This is a genomic window from Natronomonas gomsonensis, assembly GCF_024300825.1.
GTDB lineage: Archaea > Halobacteriota > Halobacteria > Halobacteriales > Haloarculaceae > Natronomonas > Natronomonas gomsonensis.
Map to the genome: position 1 here is coordinate 1,680,122 of NZ_CP101323.1, position 21,287 is coordinate 1,701,408.

At 58.0% G+C, this 21,287-nt stretch carries 21 protein-coding genes and 2 pseudogenes; 8 read left to right on the plus strand and 15 right to left on the minus strand.

The annotated features are described in order from the left end of the window. Nucleotide 1: 1 nt before the first annotated feature. The 6 genes and pseudogenes from NMP98_RS09155 to NMP98_RS09180 form a co-directional block, all read right to left on the minus strand. Nucleotides 2-280 carry a DUF8156 family protein gene (locus NMP98_RS09155; RefSeq protein ID WP_254861200.1) on the minus strand — a complete coding sequence of 93 codons (279 nt, stop codon included), beginning with the start codon at nucleotides 278-280 and terminating at the stop codon, nucleotides 2-4. Then, complete coding sequence (locus NMP98_RS09160; protein WP_254861201.1) at nucleotides 267-938, minus strand: P-loop NTPase family protein; 672 nt, start codon at nucleotides 936-938, stop codon at nucleotides 267-269. Before NMP98_RS09160 ends, NMP98_RS09155 begins: the two co-directional genes overlap by 14 nt. Before the next feature lie 70 nt (nucleotides 939-1,008). Continuing rightward, nucleotides 1,009-1,164, minus strand: a pseudogene (locus tag NMP98_RS19545) (PemK-like protein); the annotation flags it as partial. A 75-nt stretch (nucleotides 1,165-1,239) separates the two neighbouring features. Next, nucleotides 1,240-2,478, minus strand: a complete 1,239-nt coding sequence (locus tag NMP98_RS09170; protein WP_254861203.1) for an RNA-guided endonuclease InsQ/TnpB family protein — start codon at nucleotides 2,476-2,478, stop codon at nucleotides 1,240-1,242. Beyond that, nucleotides 2,475-2,864 carry an IS200/IS605 family transposase gene (gene tnpA / locus NMP98_RS09175; RefSeq protein WP_254861204.1) on the minus strand — a complete coding sequence of 130 codons (390 nt, stop codon included), beginning with the start codon at nucleotides 2,862-2,864 and terminating at the stop codon, nucleotides 2,475-2,477. Before tnpA ends, NMP98_RS09170 begins: the two co-directional genes overlap by 4 nt. Nucleotides 2,865-2,959: 95 nt before the next feature. Beyond that, a complete protein-coding gene (locus tag NMP98_RS09180; protein WP_254861205.1) occupies nucleotides 2,960-3,571 on the minus strand; it encodes a type I restriction-modification system subunit M N-terminal domain-containing protein in 612 nt (203 codons plus the stop codon). A gap of 227 nt (nucleotides 3,572-3,798) precedes the next feature. Between NMP98_RS09180 and NMP98_RS09185 the strand changes: the two genes are divergently transcribed. Further along, entirely contained in the window at nucleotides 3,799-4,626 is an 828-nt protein-coding gene (locus NMP98_RS09185) for a hypothetical protein (RefSeq protein ID WP_254861206.1), read from the plus strand. 521 nt (nucleotides 4,627-5,147) lie between these two features. On the opposite strand, the gene NMP98_RS09190 is transcribed toward NMP98_RS09185, so the two are convergent. After that, nucleotides 5,148-5,753, minus strand: coding sequence for a hypothetical protein (locus NMP98_RS09190; RefSeq protein WP_254861207.1), 606 nt, complete (start codon nucleotides 5,751-5,753; stop codon nucleotides 5,148-5,150). Nucleotides 5,754-6,099: 346 nt separating this feature from the next. On the opposite strand from NMP98_RS09190, the gene NMP98_RS09195 reads away from it, so the two are divergent. After that, nucleotides 6,100-7,578: a HEPN domain-containing protein gene (locus NMP98_RS09195; RefSeq protein ID WP_254861208.1), complete on the plus strand. Its 1,479-nt coding sequence runs from the start codon at nucleotides 6,100-6,102 to the stop codon at nucleotides 7,576-7,578. A gap of 489 nt (nucleotides 7,579-8,067) precedes the next feature. Here NMP98_RS09195 and NMP98_RS09200 read toward each other — a convergent pair whose 3' ends face one another. The 3 genes from NMP98_RS09200 to NMP98_RS09210 form a co-directional block, all read right to left on the minus strand. Then, nucleotides 8,068-8,883, minus strand: a complete 816-nt coding sequence (locus NMP98_RS09200; protein WP_254861209.1) for a DNA-binding protein — start codon at nucleotides 8,881-8,883, stop codon at nucleotides 8,068-8,070. A gap of 1,134 nt (nucleotides 8,884-10,017) precedes the next feature. Next, nucleotides 10,018-10,530, minus strand: a complete 513-nt coding sequence (locus NMP98_RS09205; RefSeq protein ID WP_254861210.1) for a PIN domain-containing protein — start codon at nucleotides 10,528-10,530, stop codon at nucleotides 10,018-10,020. Further along, on the minus strand, nucleotides 10,531-10,833 hold the full coding sequence (locus tag NMP98_RS09210) for a hypothetical protein (protein ID WP_254861211.1): 303 nt from the start codon (nucleotides 10,831-10,833) through the stop codon (nucleotides 10,531-10,533). A gap of 54 nt (nucleotides 10,834-10,887) precedes the next feature. Here NMP98_RS09210 and NMP98_RS09215 point away from each other — a divergent pair. The 4 genes and pseudogenes from NMP98_RS09215 to NMP98_RS09225 form a co-directional block, all read left to right on the plus strand. Continuing rightward, nucleotides 10,888-11,184 (plus strand): annotated as a pseudogene (locus NMP98_RS09215) (IS5 family transposase); the annotation flags it as partial. Nucleotides 11,185-11,460: 276 nt separating this feature from the next. After that, nucleotides 11,461-11,601, plus strand: coding sequence for a hypothetical protein (locus NMP98_RS09220; RefSeq protein ID WP_254861212.1), 141 nt, complete (start codon nucleotides 11,461-11,463; stop codon nucleotides 11,599-11,601). A gap of 685 nt (nucleotides 11,602-12,286) precedes the next feature. Next, nucleotides 12,287-12,412: a hypothetical protein gene (locus NMP98_RS19450; protein WP_267636651.1), complete on the plus strand. Its 126-nt coding sequence runs from the start codon at nucleotides 12,287-12,289 to the stop codon at nucleotides 12,410-12,412. Continuing rightward, the gene (locus NMP98_RS09225; protein ID WP_254861213.1) at nucleotides 12,396-13,667 is read left to right on the plus strand and encodes an RNA-guided endonuclease TnpB family protein; all 1,272 of its coding nucleotides are present in this window, start codon (nucleotides 12,396-12,398) and stop codon (nucleotides 13,665-13,667) included. The genes NMP98_RS19450 and NMP98_RS09225 overlap by 17 nt, the downstream gene beginning before the upstream one ends. An 89-nt stretch (nucleotides 13,668-13,756) precedes the next feature. Here NMP98_RS09225 and NMP98_RS09230 read toward each other — a convergent pair whose 3' ends face one another. Continuing rightward, a complete protein-coding gene (locus NMP98_RS09230) occupies nucleotides 13,757-14,683 on the minus strand; it encodes an ArdC-like ssDNA-binding domain-containing protein (protein WP_254861214.1) in 927 nt (308 codons plus the stop codon). 797 nt (nucleotides 14,684-15,480) lie between these two features. On the opposite strand from NMP98_RS09230, the gene NMP98_RS09235 reads away from it, so the two are divergent. Next, complete coding sequence (locus NMP98_RS09235; protein WP_254861215.1) at nucleotides 15,481-16,557, plus strand: hypothetical protein; 1,077 nt, start codon at nucleotides 15,481-15,483, stop codon at nucleotides 16,555-16,557. 461 nt (nucleotides 16,558-17,018) lie between these two features. Here NMP98_RS09235 and NMP98_RS09240 read toward each other — a convergent pair whose 3' ends face one another. From NMP98_RS09240 to NMP98_RS09255, 4 genes are all read right to left on the minus strand, one after another. After that, nucleotides 17,019-18,119, minus strand: coding sequence for a sensor histidine kinase (locus NMP98_RS09240; RefSeq protein WP_254861216.1), 1,101 nt, complete (start codon nucleotides 18,117-18,119; stop codon nucleotides 17,019-17,021). A 142-nt stretch (nucleotides 18,120-18,261) separates the two neighbouring features. Further along, nucleotides 18,262-18,435, minus strand: a complete 174-nt coding sequence (locus tag NMP98_RS09245) for a hypothetical protein (RefSeq protein ID WP_254861217.1) — start codon at nucleotides 18,433-18,435, stop codon at nucleotides 18,262-18,264. Nucleotides 18,436-18,508: 73 nt separating this feature from the next. Next, nucleotides 18,509-18,679: a hypothetical protein gene (locus NMP98_RS09250; RefSeq protein ID WP_254861218.1), complete on the minus strand. Its 171-nt coding sequence runs from the start codon at nucleotides 18,677-18,679 to the stop codon at nucleotides 18,509-18,511. A 48-nt stretch (nucleotides 18,680-18,727) separates the two neighbouring features. Then, nucleotides 18,728-19,093 carry a transcription factor S gene (locus NMP98_RS09255; protein ID WP_254861219.1) on the minus strand — a complete coding sequence of 122 codons (366 nt, stop codon included), beginning with the start codon at nucleotides 19,091-19,093 and terminating at the stop codon, nucleotides 18,728-18,730. A gap of 366 nt (nucleotides 19,094-19,459) precedes the next feature. Here NMP98_RS09255 and NMP98_RS09260 point away from each other — a divergent pair, with 366 nt between their 5' ends. Then, a complete protein-coding gene (locus NMP98_RS09260) occupies nucleotides 19,460-20,974 on the plus strand; it encodes a DUF6517 family protein (RefSeq protein ID WP_254861220.1) in 1,515 nt (504 codons plus the stop codon). Nucleotides 20,975-21,287: the final 313 nt, after the last annotated feature.

A 21,287-nucleotide genomic window follows, 5' to 3' on the forward strand; every position in this document is an offset into this window, starting at 1 on the left:
GCTATTCAGTTGCTTCCGGTTCTGTTTCCGATTCCAGTTCGCCGACCCGAGCTTCGAGTTGGTGGATGCGTCGCTCCTGTTCAAGCGCAATCGAGATGAGAATCGGAAACATTGGCTCATCACAGTTCAGGTATCCACCAGCGTCGGCGTGGCTTCGTGCGTGTTCGAACAGTCGATCGAATGCGGGCTGGTCACGCTGTCTGAGTGCCCGCTGGAACGGCTGCCAACGGTCGCGTATCGCACGGACTGTGTCGCGGTACGTCGGGTTAGTTCGCCCCATGTGCCACCTCCACGATCGCTCCATTGGTCTCCGCCCGCGTCGTGAGGACGTGCTTCCAGAACGCAAGCGTCGTCTGGACATAGCCGTCACCAGTCGGATACACGAGCGTCTCGAAGCCGTCGCCGACGAAGCGAGGCCCGAACTGCGTACTCTCACAGCGAATGACGTCCTCGACGTGTTCTGCGACCGGGGCGCTCAATTCGTCTCGCTGTCGGCACGTCAGAACGACAGGGAGGTCGTGGATTCGACACAGCGCACTGAGCTGTTCAACGGTCGCCCGAAGCATTGCCTCGGCGTCGGGGCCACGAATATCGTCGCTGCGGTACATCGCGTCCACAGCCGGTGCGACGATGATGCTCGTTCCGACGTCGACAAGGTCGGTGACGCGATTGAGGAGTGCGGCGTGTTGGTAGGCCGTGAAGCCGCGAGCGACATTGATACGTTCGAGGAGGCGGTTACTCGGCGCGATTCGAGCGAGCGTATCCGCCTGGGCGTGGCCGGCTGCATCAACCCAGTATGCGTCACCCTCGTTGAGTAGCAGGTGGTCAAGGACGAGCGACTGGAGCGGTCCAGTCGTCGCCTCTCCAGTTTCCAGCAGGTAACACTGGTCACCAAGGGTCGGAAGCGACGGTGTCGCTTGGCTTTCGGCGTATTGCATACGCCAGTATTCGTCGATGTCTGAGATAAGCCGTGGCGGGGGACTTCCGGAACTTCCGATACGATTGAGTTCACTTGGTGATGTAGTCGAGCAATTGCTTCGCTACATCTTCTGTGCGCTCGTCGACGAGAGTGGTCAAATACTGTTCGACATCTGCAGCAGTATTGAGGGTCGCAAGGGACCACGGGAGGACGTAACTCCGTTTCCCGAGTGGCTCGCCATCGTATTGACCTCCTCCCGCACCTGAAGACGCGGGAATCCCGCCACGGGATTTCAGGCCGAGTGCAACGGCCCTGTGGTTTCAAGACGCATACGTTCCAAGCGTCCATTGCTGGGTTTCAGCATCGGCTTGGCTGTCTTGTGGCGCGGTCAAACGCGCCCCATCCTCAGCCGAGTCATCGTCGTTCTCGTGTTCTCTGGAACGACTCTCTCCGCTGAGGTAGCGGTCTGCGATATTTATTGCCCCATTCACGTCCGCTTGGTACTCGCCCATCCAGCAATCGTCGTTCCTACACTTGAACGTCGCCTGCTTCGGGCGATACCCCACCTCGCCGCACGCATGGCACTCCTTCGACGTGTTACGCGGATTCACCGTCTCGACGGGGATTCCCTTCTCGACGGCCTTGTACAGTATCTGCGCGTGGAGTTTAGCGAATCCCCACCCGTGGAGACGGCGGTTCATGTACTCGCCGTAGTCCATCGACTCCCGTATGTACGTCAGGTCTTCCAGAACCAGTACGGGATTCTCGACGGATTCGGCGTACTCCACGACTTCGCGGGTGACACTATGGAACACGTCGTCTATCTGGCTCCACACGTCGCCCCCGAAGGACTCAGCGATACGCTCGCTTCCGCGCGTCTGAAGTCGCCTCTTGGCGGTGAAGTAGGTCTTGCGGAGCCGACGAACGGTCTTGCCCTCGTCGGCCCACACTTCGGGAGCGGTCGGAGAACCGTGCCTGTCGCGGTGACACACCGTGACGAGCGACGCTTCCCCAATGTCCACTCCGATAGGCGTTCGTTCTTGGTCGGACACCTCAGAACCGTCCTTTACGTCGCGGGTTGCGGTGATGTGAAGATACCACGTTCCGTCCCGCTCGAACAGCCGACTCTCACCCATCGTGGCGTCTCCCGCGTTCAACGCTTCCAACCAGCTCCGCTGTTCGGGGTTCGGCTGTGCTGGTATCCAGAGGTTGTAATCCTCGTGGTGTGGGATTTTGACGTACCACTCGATTGCGTTCTCGGGCTTGTGGTCGAGCCGTAGTCCCTCGTTGGTGAACCGAACAGGGTGGTCGTCGTGAAGTTCGCCCGCATTGTACGTCGTCGTCAACTGCGGGACGTACTTTTTGAGGGCGTTCTTCGCGTATCCCGACAGATCGTAGTTGACCACCACGTCGTTCGCTTCGGTCTGGGCGGTGCAACCAGCGTCGAAGGCGTCTTTGAGGGCGTGCTGGTACGCCTCTCGCGTCTCACGGAGTTTCCTCCGCTTGTGGGCGTTCGGGTTGACCAGTTTCAATTCCAGCGTCTTCGTGAGTTCGGTCACGAATCGCCCTCCTTGTGTTCTTGAATGTAGTCCTGTACCGTTTCGCTGGAAACGTGGCCCGCTGTTCCTGCGTAGTAGCCCCGTGCCCATCGAATCTTCTCGCCCTCGTTGTCGGCATAGCGGTGGTTGTATTTCCGCGAGGAGATCCCCTTGAACCAGTTGGCGAGAAGTGAGGGCGCGTGCTTCGGTGGACTACTGACGAACAGATGGATGTGGTCGGGTTGAACGGTCAGGTCAATAATCTCTAAGCCTTTGTCGTCGGCGATTTCGTGGAGGATGGTTCCCACACGGTTGGCGACCTCGTTGTCGAGTACCGACTGGCGGTACTTCGGCAACCACACTATGTGGTAGTTGAGGTTGTAGGTCGCGTGCCGTGTGGTCTTCATCCGTGTTACACACTATAGTTCGTTGGCGTCTTAATACTGTCGTTGAAGCGTGGGAAATCCAGTGATGGCGTGACTTGTGGATTGACGCACTATGCCTATCGCTTGACCTCCGCCTGAAGACGGAGGTATGCGCTATCGATCTGTATCAGTTCGATGACTTCCCGCGGCGTGAAGTGTTCGCCAGCCGTCTCGTTGCTCAGCTCGTTGAACTTCCGGATGAGCTCCTCGTAGATGTAGCCCATCTCCTCGTTTGGGACCTCCTCGGGGTGGAGGTCGATTTCGGCGAACTGCCGGACGACCTTATACAAAAGATCGGCATCGGCAAGTCGGTCGATCTGGTGGTCGAACGCGAATTTCTCGAAAATCTCCTTCGTCTCCTCGTCGTACTGGTTGATGTAGTACTGGAGGTTTTCTGCGATATCGTCGGGGTCGTTACACAGAGATTCGAAGGTGTACTCACTGGTATTGTACACCTGTGCATCGGCTGCCTTCTTCAACGAGGGTGCGACGTTCTCGATACCTTGTTCCTGAAGCTGTTCGTAGCGCTCCAATACCTCGTCCTTGTTCCGCTCAGTCACGCAATCGAGACGTCGAAGAACAGTCAGCGGCAAGATGACCTTCTGGTATTCCGACTGCTTGTAGTCCCCTCGGAGAAGATCTGCAATAGACCAGATAAAGTCCGACTTCTCGTTGAAGTTATCGACCATTGTACGGTGGAAGGTAAGTGTGTATGATAAACGCCACGGAGTGCACACCGAGAAAGCCTGTTATCGACGCCGATTCACTGCACACAATTCGGCTACACTACCCCCCTCGAAGCGAAGATCTGTGACTCGGTGAGAGATCTCATCTCTTTTTTGCTATCTCGCGGAATGGTGACCACTGTTCCGACCTGTTTCATTACCCCTCGGTCCACAGACTGAGTTACGCACGAATGCAGGATTTCATTGTGGATGAGGACTCGCGGCCTCGGTCTATCGGGTTTGACGCCACAGACCGGCAGGGTCTCGTGGTGACTGTCGGTGTTCTTCTCAACCGGACGCAGGAAGCCACACTGCTCGATGATCTCTATCAGACGATATACGATGACGGCTATCGGCCGTTCCGGACGAAAAGCCGTGACCTTTCACTCCCACCTGCAAAGGTTCAAGAGCTCCTTCTGCGGTGTAACGGGGAGGTCGGTATTTGCGTTCATCAGGACGACGTCAAGCTGCCATTTGCTGAGGCAGTCCACTCTGCGATCCTCCTCGACGAGTTGAGTGTGACAACCGACGATACGATAGCCATCGTTGACGGTGATCAAGGTCGAGCAGACAAGCTGTATCAGACTGCCGGTGCAATCGACGTGGTTCCGCCATCGATCACAAACTGCGCCCAGTCAGAGCTCTACTATCCCCATCTCCTGTTGGCGGACCTCGTTGCCGGTGTTGTCGCGGATACCCTTGCGGCGGATCCTACAGCTCTCTCTTCAGCCTCGGTCGCCGGACCAGTTGAGATGATACTGGAGACGACACCGGAATCTCGGAAAGGTCGATGGGGACGTGGATACTCTGCTGCTGCGCGTGGCGAAGGAGAAGTTCGACGAGCGAAATTCGAACAACGGTATGCAGATTCCGTTCGAGAACGCGTCAGCTGTTGGTTCCACGGGACATTTGGGAAGACACATGCCCCACCTCCGGAGAGTGATGGCGTTCAGCCTGTTGTAGGGCGGCTCGAGGCAATGGGGTGTAGCGATGTCGCTACGTGGCTTGCTGAGCAGTAGTGAAAGGGCACTGATTCCCGCCTCCACCCCCGTTTCCACGCGGGACCTCTCCGAGGACGCAATTGTGATGTGATGCGTCCCCGTTCGGACCGCGTCTTACCGGGATGGCAGGAGCGGTGCGACGGGCTTCAAACGCCGGTGCCTGCGGCGCTCCATCTAGTATGTGTGAGGACATCCTATTAGATGTTGTCCTTCATTTTCTGCGCTTTACAGTGTATCGGTCAGTGATGCCGATTTGTCGTGATCGACGGGTAGGACTATTGAGTGAGGAGAGCGAGTAACCCCACCCCAACGACCACGCCAACGCCAACGCCAGCACCCGAGGCGGCGGCTCGACGTACTTCGAAGTCCTCATGGAGCTCTTCAGCGAGTGCGGTACCGACCCGTTTTCCTGTTGCCTTCCCGAACTCTTGGGCAAATTCATCTAGTGGGTCAGCCTCTTGATTGCTCTTCTGTACCTGATTCTTCGTCTGTGCTGTCGGGACTGTGGTAGTCGTGTTGTTCATGGTGTTTTAGCCTGATTAGAGCTCTTCGTCTGTCTTCTCAATTGAGAAATCGATATCTTTGGAATCGGATCCCACTATGTCGTCCTGCTGCTGGGGTGATTCGCTTTCTTCGAGGCCAGTCTTCTTCGATGTTCGCTGGCGCTCTGCCGTTGTCCGCTCGGCCGTAGCAGTGTCGGTTTCAGCAAAGAGACCCCGAGCGATTTCCGCAGCCGGACTCTCGTGATCTCGAGCACCTTCCGTCTCTATTACCATACGTGCGAGCAGCCGATCTCCCTCATTGATTTCAGCATCGCCTTTCGCTTTATCGATGAGGTGCTCGACAATCTCTTGATTCTGTGCTAACATCCCCTGCTGGCCAAGAGCCGTGATGATTTCGACGACCTCGTCCACCATGTCGGCCTCATTGAGGGCTTCTAAGACGCCAACAATGGTCGAACGTGTCTGCTCGACACGTTCATGCTGCTCAACTGTGTACTCGTCTAAGTCCTCGGGCGCAATATCGAGGTTCTCCGCTACGAGGTCATCCATGAACTCGTCCCACGAACTCGCGTCGTGTTCGTCCTTGACTGGTTCAAGACGGTCCTTTACTTCTCTTGAGAGTCCGATGCTTGTATCTGACATCTCTACCTTACTCTTGTGGGTATGAGTCCCTCAACCTTGCCGTATGACCATACCATACAGTCAGTATTATGCTGCTTCAAGATGGACCTGTTCTCGCAACGCCACGGTCTAGTGAGAACAGGCCGCAATTCGTTTGGTGGGTGAGTGCTGTTTGTATGAATTGTCGTGGAGTGACAATGAGAAACCGATCCGAATCCTTGCTGTCGGCGTTGATGCCGTCGCTCATTTCGGCGGAGGCCGTGTTCTCATCTGGTCTTACCAAACTTCTCTCCCTACTCCCGCTCCGTTATTTGATAAAACAACCGCAGATATACATCACAGAACCGACTACACACCGTTAGATCAGATGGCTTCACCGGCGGCACAGGCGTATCCTCGGATCCGAGAGGCGGTTGAATCCTTTGTCGCGGACGTTCAGGACTACACGGAGGATGCCTACGAGCAACTCCCCACGACGACGATCACCGAATCCAATACGTTTCGCGACCGAAAACACGAATACACCGTCGAACAGCCGTCGAAAACCGTCCGTGATACGAACCGCTTCAAACACTTCTATTTCAGTGACCTAGCCGAATCCCTCATTGACGACGGCCTCTCATTCTGTCCGCACCGGACCGACGATGTCGAACAAAGCCTCCACGGCAAACGCATCCTCAAACTCGCGAAGCTCACTCTCGATTACGCCGGCGCCGTGGTGTTTGACGAAGACGCATTTGACACCGCCTACGAGGATCACTTCGCACCCCTATACGCAAGCACTCACGTCCACCGAGTCGTGTTCCCCCTCCCGCGAGTGATCCTGCGGCCAGACGATTTCGAAGAGGGATTTCAGCTAGCGCTTGAGCCCCTCGAAGACTCGGTCGATAATGGCGAGTATGTGTCGTCTCTCACGGACGATCTACTGATATCACGGATTCCTGACTTTGAGATGACGGCGATGCAGACGTACGGCACGCCCGGTATGATCACTGAACCGGATCAAACCCAGAAACGACTCGGGTGGGCGACGACTCTCGAAGTCGAGTTCGAGGTCACCTGCCGTCCCACGAAACACAACTCACAGCATACAGGTCTCGACCTCAGCTGGACTGAGAATCAAGCGCTTCCCGAAGCGGCTGCAATCGCGAAGCAGGTCGTCACGGCACTCCGGCTTTGGGCCCCTGAAGAGTACGCTGGGCTTGGCCCGGGATATCTTCTCCGTGACTCTTGGAAGACGTATCGCGGTATCAGCGCCGACGTCGACCGGGTAATCATTCCGGAGTTCGGGCAGCGCGGGAAATCCTTCCACCGGGACCCAGTTGAACTCCCGGAGTCCGACCAAGACGCCCTCCGTGAGCACTGGCAACGAATCGGGCCGTACTGCTCGTTGGAAGATGAGATGTCGAATACGCTCTATCGGTGCCTCACTCGGTTCAATCGAATGTACGAGCGGTCGACGTCCGAAGATCAAATTGTAGATGCCTTTCTCGGTTTCGAAACCACGCTTATCCGTGGTGATCCTGGATCAACGCTCCCAAACCGTGCTGCAGCTCTCCTCCGCGACCAGCATAAGTGTGACCTTGATGAGGTGCGGACGTTCTTAGAGGGAGTCCGACGCATCCGGAACCGAATTGTCCACAACGATGCGAGTCTCTCTGAGGAGCTGTCTGGCGACTATCATGGCCCGAATGAGACTCAAGCGTATCTCAAAGAGGTTCGCTGGTACTTGGCGCAGGTTGTCATCGCTTATTCGGTGTTACTGGACACACCTAGTGATTCGATTCAAGCTGTCAATCAAACGATAGTCGATTCGAAGGTTGACGAAATAGCGGATGAGAGTTAGAAATCGAGATTTCGTACATCTCTTCACACGTTGACCGACAGCTAAGAATACCAGTAGTTCAGAATTTAACACCGCGGTCTGGGGTTACGGAATCTTCTTGTCTTACCATACAACCAGGAACTTCTCCGCATTCCACGCCCAAACCGTGCTGAACGGTCATGCGTTTCTCAGATGACGATTACCTGTTGCTGGCCATCATCGATGACCGCGAGCGCGATCTCATGAGGTGAAATGAGCCTTTGTCAATTATTGAGCCAGTGACTTCCAGCGTACCAGATACGAGTTCATCGTGGGCGAAATAGTTGCGTGGAATCACTATTCTCTGCTTTTCTGTTGGTCTCGAATCGATTTGATCTGGCTGGTGGCCTTAGGAGCCTCTACACAGAGGTCGTGGCTGCGCGCGCAGCGAAGCGAGCACGGAGCGGTGGGTGGGGGGGGTGGTTGGTGGGTGGAGGCCAAAATAAAAAAGAAAGGGAGCGGCCTACGCGCTCACCACCAGTCGTCTCGGTCCGGGAACTCGATGTTGGTACGCCCGACGAACGCGACCGAACACCGACCCTGATACCAGTTCTTGGCGGCATCCCGAATGCGCACGCGCTGTCCTTCGGCGACGACTGTGGCCTGCGATCGGGTCCAGCTGGTGAATTTTGTCGTCCCCGTCTCGTCCTCTAACAGCCCGACTTGGGCCATCTTCGGACTCGACGGCTCCCAGAGGGTCTTCACCGTCGCCTCGATATCCACGTACTTCGCTGGCACTTTCTCCAACTCACCGAGCGCCACAATCGCCCCCGGCGCCGCCTGCACGTCCTCGACCATGTCCAACACGGCATCCTGCATCGACCGACCGCTCTCGACCCGGGCGGCCAACTCACGTTCGATGGCTTCGACACCGAGGCCACCGCGACACTTCCCGTCCAACCGAATAGCCTGCTTCTTGACTTCCCGCCGCGTCTCGACATCCAACTGCTCACGTGGATCTGCCTCGCTGGGCAGCCCACAGTGCTTCGCTCGCGTCATCTCCCGGCACAGTTCCTCACGCCGACTTGTCTGCTCTCGATCCGCACGGTCACGAGTCCGCCGCTTTTCGGCTTCTCGCGCTTCCCACTTCTCTTGAGCTTCGAGCGTCATCCCGTAGGGGTGGTCCTGTTCGTCAGCCGCCGCAATCGCATCACGAACGTCCGAGTCGATCTTCGCCTGGGTCTGCAACTCTACCGTGGGTCGCAGCTCCGGGGTGTCCTCAGTTGCTTCTTGTTCTGTGTCCTGTTCGACCGAGACCTTTTCACGAATTGGGTTGTTACGTTGCATTGGTCTACACCAGACCTGAAGGCGCTCTTCGAGCGTCCGACACCCGCGTCTCCACCGCGGGTTTTCCACAGAATCGACCCAACCAGCCATGGCTCCGACGTCACCGACTGACGCCGTCACCGAGGTGCCCGCGCCGCGCCTTCACGCCGGACTCTGTCCGGCGCGGCGCGGCACCGACGGCCATCCCACACAGACGAGTTCGGGGGTGAACCTCGAGGTGAGCGCGCGCTCACCGCCGTATACCCAGCCGGTCACCGCGGGTCGTCGCCGCAAGCCCCGTCCGTCATCGACGCAACGGAAGCGCCGCGGCGACGAGACGGCACGGCCGGGGGGTATACGGTGGTGAACGGCCTCGCATACGGCCACAGCGACGGAGCAGAGGGCGAGCCCCGCCGGACCCGTTCGGGGCCGGACCCGCGCGAGCCTGTCCCGTCCGTCGCCAGACGCAACGGAAACGCCTCGCGCGGCACGCCGGCCGCGGACGGCATGCCCGCGGCAGCGATGCCCGTCGCGACGGAGTTCGAGCGCACGCCCGGCCGGCAGCGCAGCCGATCCCGAGGAACTCCCGGACCCGGGGCGACCGAAGGTGAGCACGGCGAACCGCCGGTCGCCGCGGCAGCCCGGAGGCCACTCGGGACGAGGGCAATTGCCCGAGCGGCAAGCAGCCCGTCCCGGACCGCGCAGGCGGCCACGTCTGAACCGCCGTCCGTCGGCGCGACCGCATTCAGGGAGCGCCGACGCAACGGCCGGTGAAGATGCAGTCGTCCCGGCGCCGGTCGAATCCGGTTGCGGGCCGAGCGCTCGCAGGCCCGCTCTCGGGTGCGGCCGGTATCGGGCGACTGCACTCGGCCCGACCCGGCCCCGTGACCGTGTCCCGTCCGTCGCCAGACGCAACGGAAACGCGAAAGCCCGGGCCCGGCAGGAACGGACTGCCGGCCGGAGCGCGCACAACCCGAGGAGTCACCCCCGAACGTACGCTGGGACACACCGAGTTCTGACACACTGACACGAGCCCGAACCGCTACTGGGTGGCGCGTGCTGAATCGGCGTGCCGAGAACGCGCGAGGCGGGCGGGGTGGGCGGTGGCCACCCCGTCGGGTTGGGGCGGGACTGAACGACGGTCCCACGCGGTTTTTAGGATTTCTCGAGTAGCGAGCGAGCGCGTTGCACGTAGCTGTTCGCGTCCCAGCTGCGAGCGTCACTAATCCCCTCAAGGAGCCTCCGAGCAGTGGTTGCTGACAACTGCTCGGTTCGAACGAATACAGACAAAAGCGTTGGCGTCGTCACGAGCCGAGTGTCGGCGAGTGACGCATGAATCAAGCCGAGGTGGTTAAATTCGTCACAGAGCAATAGCGCGGCATCGAGGTCGTTCGCGAGCGTGACAGCTGCGTTCTCGCCATCATCGATGGGGAATTCGGCGTCGAGATCGACGGCCCGTGTTTCGAAGGAATCCCTTCGGTCGAGGACGGTTGTTGCTCCGCGGCCGTGAATATCATCGTAGGAGGCAATCTCTTCGAGTTCTGCGATGACTGCCGCCGGGATGATGACGTCATATCTAGCTAGACAGATTGAAAGTGGGTCGGGGTCGTTGTCAGCAACGACGCCGAGACTGACGAGCGCGGAGGCGTCTGCGACGAGCGTCGACATCTATGCGTCGGCGACCTCGTCGAGGAAGTCCTCGTTCAGCTGCTGTTTCAACACGCGGAGGTTCGCTGCCTCCTCCGCGCCGACGAGGGCTTTGAGTTGCTCGAAGGTGATTTCGTCGTCGTAGTAGGCGGCCGCGATTTCTTGGAGAAGTGCGTCGTCGTGAGTGGCGTCTTGGAGGTATTCCCGGAGTGCCGTCAGGAGGATATCAGTCCGGTCCTCTCCGAGTACGTCAGCAAGGGCATCAGTCCGGTCGATGAGCCGGTGTGGCGCCCGAAATTGGACGCGCTTCTTGTCGCTACTCATCATGTGTACAGTGTGAGCCAGCCCACTTAGCCCTTGTCGTGTGTACAGTGTGAGCTACTCTACGAAGATAAAGGATACGACTGGGAGCATCTTCGCACGAAGCTACGTGCTGAAGGTGTCACACCGCTGATTCCGCAACGCGATCCGGGTTTTCGAGGCTGGGCGAGGAATTTACTCATCCGCGATCGGGAGTATAATCAGCGTTCGAACGCTGAATCGGTGTTTTTCGGACTGCGACAGCGATACGGTGAGACGCTGTGGGCGAGAACGTGGTTCGGACAGTTCCGAGAACTTGTCATGAAATCAGCGGTGCGAAACATCGAACGCGCAATCGAGGGGTCAACCTACTGAATTCAGGCGTCTAAACAAGGCCCAGAGGATGTAGTCAGCGGTCGGCGATCGTTTGGTTCACGCCCATTCTCATGAATTAGTCGGTCAGTAAGCCTGCGTATTGACCGCAGGGAATTACTGTACTTCATGGGGGCCACATGCGGTCTGTCTGACTCGAATTGTGACCCCTCCCCACTCGCTGGGAATATATTTTCGCGCCCGAGGCACACAGGTCACATCCACTACGATGATGAGCTCCCCATCCGCTGTCTTTTGTCCCATCGAACATCGCCACGGATGACCGTCTACAGCGTGCCAAAGCGCATCTTGGATTTCATCAGCCCGGTCCCAGTGTTCGTCTTCAGTAGCCGCCTCAGTCTCGTAATCGGGGAGAGCATCACGGATTTCGGAAGCCGAGTTCGCGCCTTCCGGCACTGATGAGACGCACCCCGATACTGTATTCGATGCAACTTCAACGCAGCCGGAAAGACAGACCAAACCCCCTCCAATCGCCCCCAATACAGTCCGCCGACGGAGAGCCATAGCTATCTCCACGTCAACGGATATGTTAAGTCCTGTGACAGAATCAATCACAAATGAAGGCCATACTCTCCTGATTTCGGACTGCTACTCTCGAAAAGCCATTTTAACCTGTACTCCCAATCTGTACTTCGTCTGTATTGACCGCACCGGGGCAGAACTTGTCACCTTCTGATGAGTTCAACAGAGCCGGTATTCGTTATAAGCGGTCCAACACACCAACTCCGTCTCTGGATTTGGTGTTTCAATCCGGTTTGGGGTCTCACATACAGCCCATTTCACGCATTATTGCTCACGATCCTTGCGCGGATCGACTGCGTGCTCCATCCAACTATCGTAGTCGAAGGATTCCGAATCGTGACGCCCAGCAGCGGCCGTACTATCTTCTAACAGCGAGAGAATCCCGCCCTTCCCGCCAAGGACGAGTGTTCCGACAGAGCGTCGGAACCGAGGACTGAGCAGGGCGGGAGTGAATCGCGTAAGCTCCGTGCCACAATCTCCGTGACTGTTGCCTGACTGAATACCCAACGTAAGTATTTAGTGAAGTAAAAACGTACAAATTCTTGTGCGAACGGAGATTGATATGGAGCGCGGTGGCGACCTGCACGAGCGGGTCAAAGAGTACGCTCGTGAGAATGGCATCCGCCATCCGCGTGCTTACCGCGAGTTAATCGAACAAGGGTTAGAGACGGATGGAAACGACGACTAAGACGCTCGAAGCGACTCTCGCGCCGCCGACAGCACACAAGGAGCGGAAACTCTGTGACCTGCTCGAAACCTACCGCGAGGGACTACACGAGGCGTTCGACGCCGGGTGCGACACGATGAGCGCAACCAGTGACGTGGTGACGCCCTACGACCTGCCGTATCAGGCGAAAGCGGCCCTGTGCAACTACGTTCCACAACTTCACGACACCTACAACGCACAGGAGTTGGACGACGACCACCCGGTTCGGCTCACCAACCAAGCCGCCGAGTTTGACCACTCTCCGGCACGAGAATACGAGTTTACGTGGTGGGCACCCCAACCCGGTCGGGGAACGAATTTCTGGATACCGCTTCGTATCAACCCCGAACAAGAGGGACTGTGGCACGACCTCGTAGACGGGGACGCTTCGGCGGGACAACTCCGACTGCAACAGAATCGCACATCGTGGACGCTACACGTCACTGTCGAATTTCCGGTCGAAGCCCCCGACTACGCGACAGACGGCGACGACGTGACGCACATCGGTCTGGACATTGGTGAAACCGCCCTGATAACGGGCTGTGCCCTCAAGGACGGTTCACCAACTGGCCCGTTCGTGTGTGACGGGAGCCGTGCGAAGCATCTTCGCAAAGAGATGCACACGACTCTGAAACGCCTCCAAGATCGAGACGCCGCCGAGTGGCGGATGGACGAGCGATTCGACCACTACCAGAACGCACTCACCGATATTGTCGAGAAGGCGTCCCGGCAGGCCGTCGAGTACGCCCGGCAATTCGAGAAGCCGGTTCTGGTGATGGAGAATCTGACGTACATCCGTGAAGAATTGGACTACGGCTCGTACATGAACCGGCGACTCCATGCGTTGGCGTTCGCTCGGTTACAGAACCGCGTCGAGGACAAAGCACGAGAGGCTGGTATCCCGGTCGAGTACGTCCGACCGGAGTACACCAGCCAGACGTGCCACGCTTGCGGTCATATCGGAAACAGAGCCGCACAAGCCACGTTCCGGTGTACCAACGACGAGTGCCACATCACGGAGTTTCAGGGCGATATAAACGGCGCAATCAACATTGCACAACGGGCTGACCCGTGGGGAGAGAGCGTGCCGCTGAAACCGGCAGGCAATGACTCGCCTCGGGATGGGAGTGCCTGTGACAGCACCACGACCCACCGAGAGACGAGCGAGAAACACTCGCAAATGACTCTCTCGGCGTTCCACGGGTCGGAACCCTCTACCAGCGATAGCCGCACTTAGCTGGTATTCCCCATGCGTGGGAAGCCGCGCCGTTCACGGCGCGGAGGATGTCACGTTTTCTCCACGACTGGCCAGTGGATCGGCCCCCGTTAGTCCTCTAGGACGTCGATAAGCTGTTCTGCCGTCCGACTGATTCGTCCAAGCCGGTCCCGGACGACCGATGCGTCGTCCGACTCCCAGGCGGCCAGATAGAACGCGGACCCACTCGTGTCCAGTCCGACGTAGCGACCGACGACGTAGGCGATGCTCTCGGCTTCGACTTCTCGCTTCGCCCGTTCCGTCTCGTCGTCGACATCGCTGTGCAACAGAGCGTGGGCGTACTCGTGGATGAGCGTCCGAGCGAGGTCAGCCTCGTTCGACCGATCACGCACCTTCACCTGTGCGTTCCCGTCTGGATGCTCTGGATACGTACAGACGCCGTTTGCGTCCGGATGCGGCCACGCCGAGTCGTCGACCACGTGAACCGTTACATCCAGCGCGGCAGCAGCGTCGGTGAGTTGACTGACGAGCGTTCCGGCGTCGCCCGTCGCAGCCGTCTCTAGCTCGGGCAGGGGCTCACCGTCTGTCTGCGAGATGTCGAAGACAGGTGCGGGATTGAAGCCGACGAGACCGCGCGACCACTCTTCGGGGTCGGTCTCATCGTAGTCACAGTCAATCTGCTCGTGGTAGGATGGCGAGTTCTCGCATTCGGGACACCGCTGAGCAATGATTGGCGCCCAGATCCAGATGGCTGACTCGCCCTCTGTGACGTGCCGATCGAATTCTTCCTGCCAGGTCCGATAGCCCGCGACGCGTGTCGCCTCCGGACATTGCTGTTTGATGAGCAGCGTGTTTCGATACGAGTAGTCGTGGAACTGAATCTGGGCATCAAGCCACGCTTGGAACGCTTCACTGGCCTGTGCGTCGTTGACGGCCGCGACGAGGTCCTCGACCCACTGTTCGATCGTGCTATGCATCTCCTCGGATCGTGTGTCGGACTCGGTGAATGAGACCGACGCATCACTGGTCGTAGCCATGAAAATCATCGAAACAACGGCACGCGGGCCGATTCGAATCGCCCCGCACCCGTCGGGGGCGATACAAACTGACTAATCGACAACGAGGGGCTGGCGATTCAGTTCCTCACCGATGCTCAAGAGAGACTCCTCGATAGGACCTCACCGGACAAACAACGCGTACTCTGTAGCAACGAACACACGGGTGAACGAACTTCCAGCCCAGTCCCGAGGATGTCCTCGCAGGCGATTGCAGCAGTCCCACCGGCAGCGAGTGGTGTTGCCGGTCGGGAGTAAGTCCGACTGACGGTCACGTCTGCATCAGTCGCAGGCCGAGAATAATCGAAGCTTGCTGATTTAACCCTGTGGAAACGTCTGTTCCGCTTCGACCCCACAAGGTCCTTCTAACAGACTGTTGGAGTAGTTAACCTACACTAGGCGGATAGTGTTGGTTAAGCGGTTGCCGGCGGAGTCTTCTGAGGCTTACGCTGTTGTGGGCCGATTGAAAGGTCGCGAATGAATTATATGGCTTGCTATGGTAATTCTTCACGCGGGCATACACCTTCCGTTGCCTGGTTGGTGCACCTGTCACTGTCTCCCGCTGATTTGGTCGTCCGGGAGCGTAGGTAGACCCACGCTGCATCACAGCGTGGGGACTCACATCTCCTGCTGCCACTGCCTCCCGTGGTTGCGACGCTGCCTGTGGGTCTTAACCAACAACTACGCCGAGATGTAGATTGAATGCATACTCTGATATTATTGAAATGCCAACACGAACAGCCATACTTTGAAATCGGTTCTCTTCCCATAGCCACACAATGGGACAACAGGGTGGGATGCAGTCGCGGATATGGATAACTCGACTTGTTGACAGGATACAGCACCGGCTCGGATTGCCGCCGCTCGTAAGTGGGACGATTACTCTCGGGATGGTCCCAGTCTTCCTGACGGGATTGGTTTTCGTGTTGGCGGACGGCCGACTGCCGAGAGAGTTCCTCGTTGCTCACCTGTTGGCGATGGGTGTTCCCGTCGTCGGCCCTGCCGCGATTTGGTACTGGGACGTGCGTGTCTTCCCGACGTTCATCGAGGAGAGTACCGAGTTAGCGACGAATCCGACGGCCGTCCAACGCGTCGGCGAGCAGTACAAGCGTCTCTTCAGCACGCGCTCGTGGTACTTCGTCGTGCCGTGGACGGCCTTGGTCGTCGGCTTGATTGGATTGAATATTGGCTACTTCGAGACGGTCGGCATCGCAGGGTTCGGTGACCCGGCGTTTTGGGCGTATCTCCTGTTTGCGGTCTGGTGGGGGCTGATTACGGGCATCGGGTTCCACGGTGCGATAACTGCGGTTCGGGCGATTCGTGCGGTGGGGGATTTGGACTTACAAATCGAACCGCTCCACCCGGACGGCCTCGGGGGCTTAAGCATGATTGGTCGCCTCGCAATCTGGACGACGATGCTAATCTCGATTGGCTCGTTGGCCCTTCCATTGGCGTTTTTGCTCGGTACCGAGGGTGGCTACCGAGCCGTCGTGTATTTCGCGACCGGTCTCTACATCGTCCTTATTGCGGTGTCGTTCGGGTACCCGACCGTGTACGTGAACCGGCGTGCACGAGCCATCCAAGAGCAGGAACTCGAGACACGTCGGCAGAAAATCAGACAGCTACAGCGGCAAGCCGCCAACCTTGAGGAAGCGGACGAGACGGCAGACGACACCGCGACGCTTGCGGAGGTGGCAACTCGGCTTGAGATGCAGCGGCTCCGTGACGAATTCAACGAGTACGACAGCGTGAGCCTCTATCCGCTTTCGGTGGGCATCATCATCCGGCTAATCTCGTCGCTTCTGCTCCCGCTGTTTTTCATCTTCGTCGATCTCTTTCTCGGTCGGCTTCTCTAATCGTACCAGGTGAATGACTGCGGACTCTCGTTAGTGGCGTTGCCCAACTCCCTTGGCCCAACCGCAGCTATCGGCTGGTCGCATTGGCGTTTAGATTTTGCACACCCTCGGTACACCTCTATGTTCGGTGGATGTATCGGCTGTTTTCGAAAACAGGGGCGGACGTTTCTGATCGATTCTTGCTTCCCTTTCACTGCAGCGTCGGCATCGGTATTCTGGTATAATCGCCTGCTGTCCCGGATTTTAGCGGTATTGAACAGTTGGGGTCGCGATGTGAGACGAACTCTGCCTGCGCTGGCCGGCGTGTCCCTGCACACACAGTTGTTTCACACGCTTACCTTTCGGAGACGAAAATGAATGTACAACCCTCTAATCGGATACGAGAGCGAACTTACTCCACGAACCGGATTCTCAAGAGGTGTGCAATCCTCTCGAAGAGAGGTCCTAGTTTTGCTCCGTACTCACTGGATTTCGACATTGCTAAACTCGAATCTTGCTCCCCCGGTTTCGCTGTCAGTCAGAGTGATGTTCCATCCGTGTGCTTCAGCGAGCCGTTGCACAATCGCCAATCCAAATCCAGTTCCATCGCTCTTGGATGAATATCCGGGAGTAAAGACCGCATCCCGTTCGGCGTCAGGAACTCCCGGCCCGTCATCTTCAATGTAGATTGTATTTTCGTCTGCTTGACCGACCCTGATGGTGATGTCGTCTCCACCGTGTTCGATGGCATTGCGAAGCAAGTTCTCGAAGGTGTGTCGGAGCCGGTCGGGATCTGCGCGGATTGTGGCGTCGCCATCGATCTCCAACGTGGCTGCGTCGGTCTCAACCATCTCCCAACAGTTGCCGATTGTACTGACGACGTTGACCGGTTCCATCTCGCTCACTTGTTGCCCGTTGCGGGCGAGTGTCAGCGTGTCATCGATGATTTCGGACATGCGATTTAATGCGGTCTGTAGTGGCTCGATATGCTCGCTTTCTCGCTCCTCCTCGAGGAGCGTTGCTCGGCCCTGTGCAACGGCCAGCGGATTCCGCAAATCGTGCGAGATGACGCCAGCAAATTCATCGAGCCGTTCGTTCTGGCGCTGCAGTTCACGTTGCCGCCGGAGTCGCTCCGAGATATCACGGAAGACACCCTGGAAGAGCGGCTGGTCGTAATCCGTGTCTTCGATGACCCAGGCGTTGATTTCGACAGGGAACCGTTCGCCATCTGCTGTGACTGCGAACACGGGGGATCCGTCGTCGAATTGGGAGATAACAGCTGGTTGTTGCTCAAAATGTGTCTCGAAGAGCCGTCTGTACCGCTCTTGTTCCTCGGCGGGATGGAGGGAACCCACATGCATCGAGCGTAACTCCTCGCGCGTATATCCGAACAACTCTTCAGCCGCCTGACTTACCTCAAATATTTCAGTCGTCTCTGGGTTAGCAATTACAATCGCATCCGGTGAGCTCTGGATAAGTCCTTTGAGATCTGTGTCACCACCAGACTCAGGAGACATTGAATACATCGCTGTAGAATGCAAGGCCGTATAAAATGTCGAATCGACCTCGCGACTGTCCGCCACATCGCTGAACCTGCGTTATATAACCAGCACGATTGCCAAAACCTATCGACTGCGAAAGGGGTCAATGGGGCCGAATACCCAGATTCTGCTACGGCCGTTATCCACCCCTCTATCGATGTGTTCTGATAGCTAGTATACGCTGTCACTGATTGTCCGTGTACACCTCGGTCCACAGGTATGCAACGCCAATGAGGGCATAGAGAAATCCGAAGACTGCGAACGGGAAGTTGTCTTGCACAACGCCCGACACGGTTTGTACGAGACCGAGACTGACCATCGCGATTCCAATCAGGGTTCGAAGCCGCTCTTTCTCCATCGCTTCGAACTAATCTCCACAATGGGCCGGTACGGGACGTTTTGAACACCGGGCTTGGATGATGCGTGAGCGGTCACTCGTTTTCGAGTGCAGCGTAAACCTCCGCATGACGGCGTCCGTCAAGCTCGCCCATCTCGAGGGCGATTTCGCGGCGTTCGGCGTCGCTATCGGCCGCCTGATACCGCTCATACAACTGGCGGACCTCATCATCGACTGCCGTTGAGGAATCGGTGCTTGACGCCATTGCTTTGTTGAGGATACTCGGTGGGTCCTTTTATTGATTCCGTCCCGTTTAGTCCCGCCGCCACCTGTGCCCGCAGTCGGTACAGATGTACAACTCTGTCGGCGCTTCGTCACTCGAGCGGAGTTGCTTGATATCCCAGTACGCCTTGTCGTGGTCGCAGTCTGGACACGTCGCGTCGGTCGTCGGCAAGCCACGTTCGGTGTTGTCACCGCGGATGGTGAGTGTCCGTTTCTGCTGGGCATGGGTCGTCACAAAGGCGTCTGTCTCCGATTTCGGCGAGGAGTTCCCACAGTTGCGACAATGCCACCCCATGTCCTTCGGATACCGGAGCGACCCACAGAAGTCACACAGCGGGCCGCTGATACAGCTACTTGACGTCGATTCGACTGCTCTGGAATGTTCGACTCGAGACATCGGTTTCAACCACGGGCACGACGGTGCGCCCGCAGCCGTCAGGGCGCGGCAAAAACATCACGCTCGAAGCTCTGTTGAAATATTCATTGACTGATAGGTGAGGTGTGGTAAATACAGAGCGTGTAGTCAGCACGAAGGACTCGTTCGGTTTGATCCTCTCGGGCCGAACGAATACAATAGGTTGGTTACCCCCAGATCAAAACGTAGGGCCAGAGAGGGTATCTAGTGCGGTCTCCGTAAGCAGCGCTTATCCGGATAATCCGAGAGGCCGATTCTCGGTGGTGGCGTGGGGAAAATCAGCTACACCGCCAATGCATGCTGTGACTAGCCAAAGATATTTGTTTCCCCTATTATCATCTCCTAATAATGACAAACGAAGAGAGTGGAGCGTTCTTCAAGGGCGACTGGCAAATACATCGCCGACGATTCCTCACTGGGACCACCGCCGTCGCCATTGGCGGTGCCGCCGGGTGCAGCAGTGTGAGTAACCAGGAGTTCAAGGCCCAGCCAGTTGTTCTCCCCGAGGACGCCCGTGGAGAGGTTGTCCTCGGCGAGACCGCCCGGGACTCCTCAACGGTGACCCGTGAGATCGATGCTATCGACGGCGAGATCTCCATCACCAGCTTCTCGGCCGCCTACTCGCGCGGAAAAGCCTACGATCTTGAGGGGGCCGACTACGCCCCCCGGCTCTCGCTGCTTGGGCGGTATCTCCAGCAGGTCAATGGAACGGACGGCCCGGGGGCGGCTGCGGTGACCACCGCCAGCGATGTCGGCCTCGACGAGGTGACCATCGGGGACTTCGCCGTGGAAGGCGACCGTGTGAGTCTGGTCGCGCCGGCAGGTCTGCGAGACGGACAGCCAGAGTCGGGCGCTCCCAGCATCTTTTCCCTGATGTATCCGCCCGAAGTCTCTCCTGAGGGGTTAAACGAGGTGATGAACCCTGAAAACGGGACGAACGGAGCGTACCTCGTCGACGCGAAGGACTTCTTCCCGGGGTTGGTGTACGATCCTATAGATCGAGGGTGGGCCTTAGACCCAATGGATCGAGGGTGGCTGCCGGCGGGATACACCGGAGCGGACGACCTGATCAACGAGGGCAAGGTGATGATTGCCCTCGATCCTGCCCTCACTCCCGAGCAGGTGTTCGGGGTCTCGGCTGAAGGGATGCCCGGCGAACGCGTTGAGAGTGGGGAGGCGCTCGCCCGTGCGACTGGGAACAATCCGTTCCTGATTGCGGCAGTTGACGAGGTCGCAGTCGGCGGTCAATCGCCATTTACCGTAGGTGGTCAATCGCCGTTCACCATAGAGGACGTGTTCGATGTCGGCGTTCCGTCCTGGACGGGCGGCGCGACCTACGGGATCGGCGTGCTCTCGACGCCGGCGGCGAAGGTGGCGGGGCAGTCGGTCAATCCGGTCGCGGGGATGAGTTTCGAGGAGTTGCTGACCGGCAAGCGGTTCGGCCATCTCATTGGCCCGAACCGCTTGCAGAAGACCGATGAGGGCGACTGGCTCGCCGGGCCGGCACCGGTCGCTGAGATCACCCTGGGGCCCTCATTGGACGAAGGAATGCAGGACAGCACGACCATCCTCGACGACGAAACCGAGCTGAAGAGCTTCCTCGGCGTCCTCAGCGGCGAGGACGGCCCGTGGGGCGTCGGTGTCCACATGGCTCGCGTCGAAAACGAACACGACGACGGGACAGATGTCGTCGTCACCGCTGCCGTCCATCGCTGGCCCGTTGGATCTGCGGATTACGTGGACTGGATTGACGGCGATGCCAGCGAGCGGTTCACAGGCATCCTCGGATCGATTATTACCGAGGCTCGGGCGCTAACCGCGGCGGCGGGCAAGCAGTTTGCGCCTGGTGCTTGGGTTGCTTGACTGAGTTAGCTGGCGGGCGAACACTGGCCTTGATAGGGGACCGGCCACGTACTCTGTGTCGATTCATTCCGAGTCCTTTCGGTCGATACCCAGTTCAAGAATCGTGGACGATTTGCCAAGACCAAACAGTGTATTTCGTTGGAGGGGCAGGCTCCGAATCAAGCACACCAAATGCTGAATATGCGCCTTCTATTCAGCACGGCTCCGACAAACTATCAACATCCAAGGATTTCACCAGAACCAGCTCGACTATATCGTATCGTCACAGCAATCGCCATACTCCGGAGGGAGGCGATGTCCACACGGCTGGGCG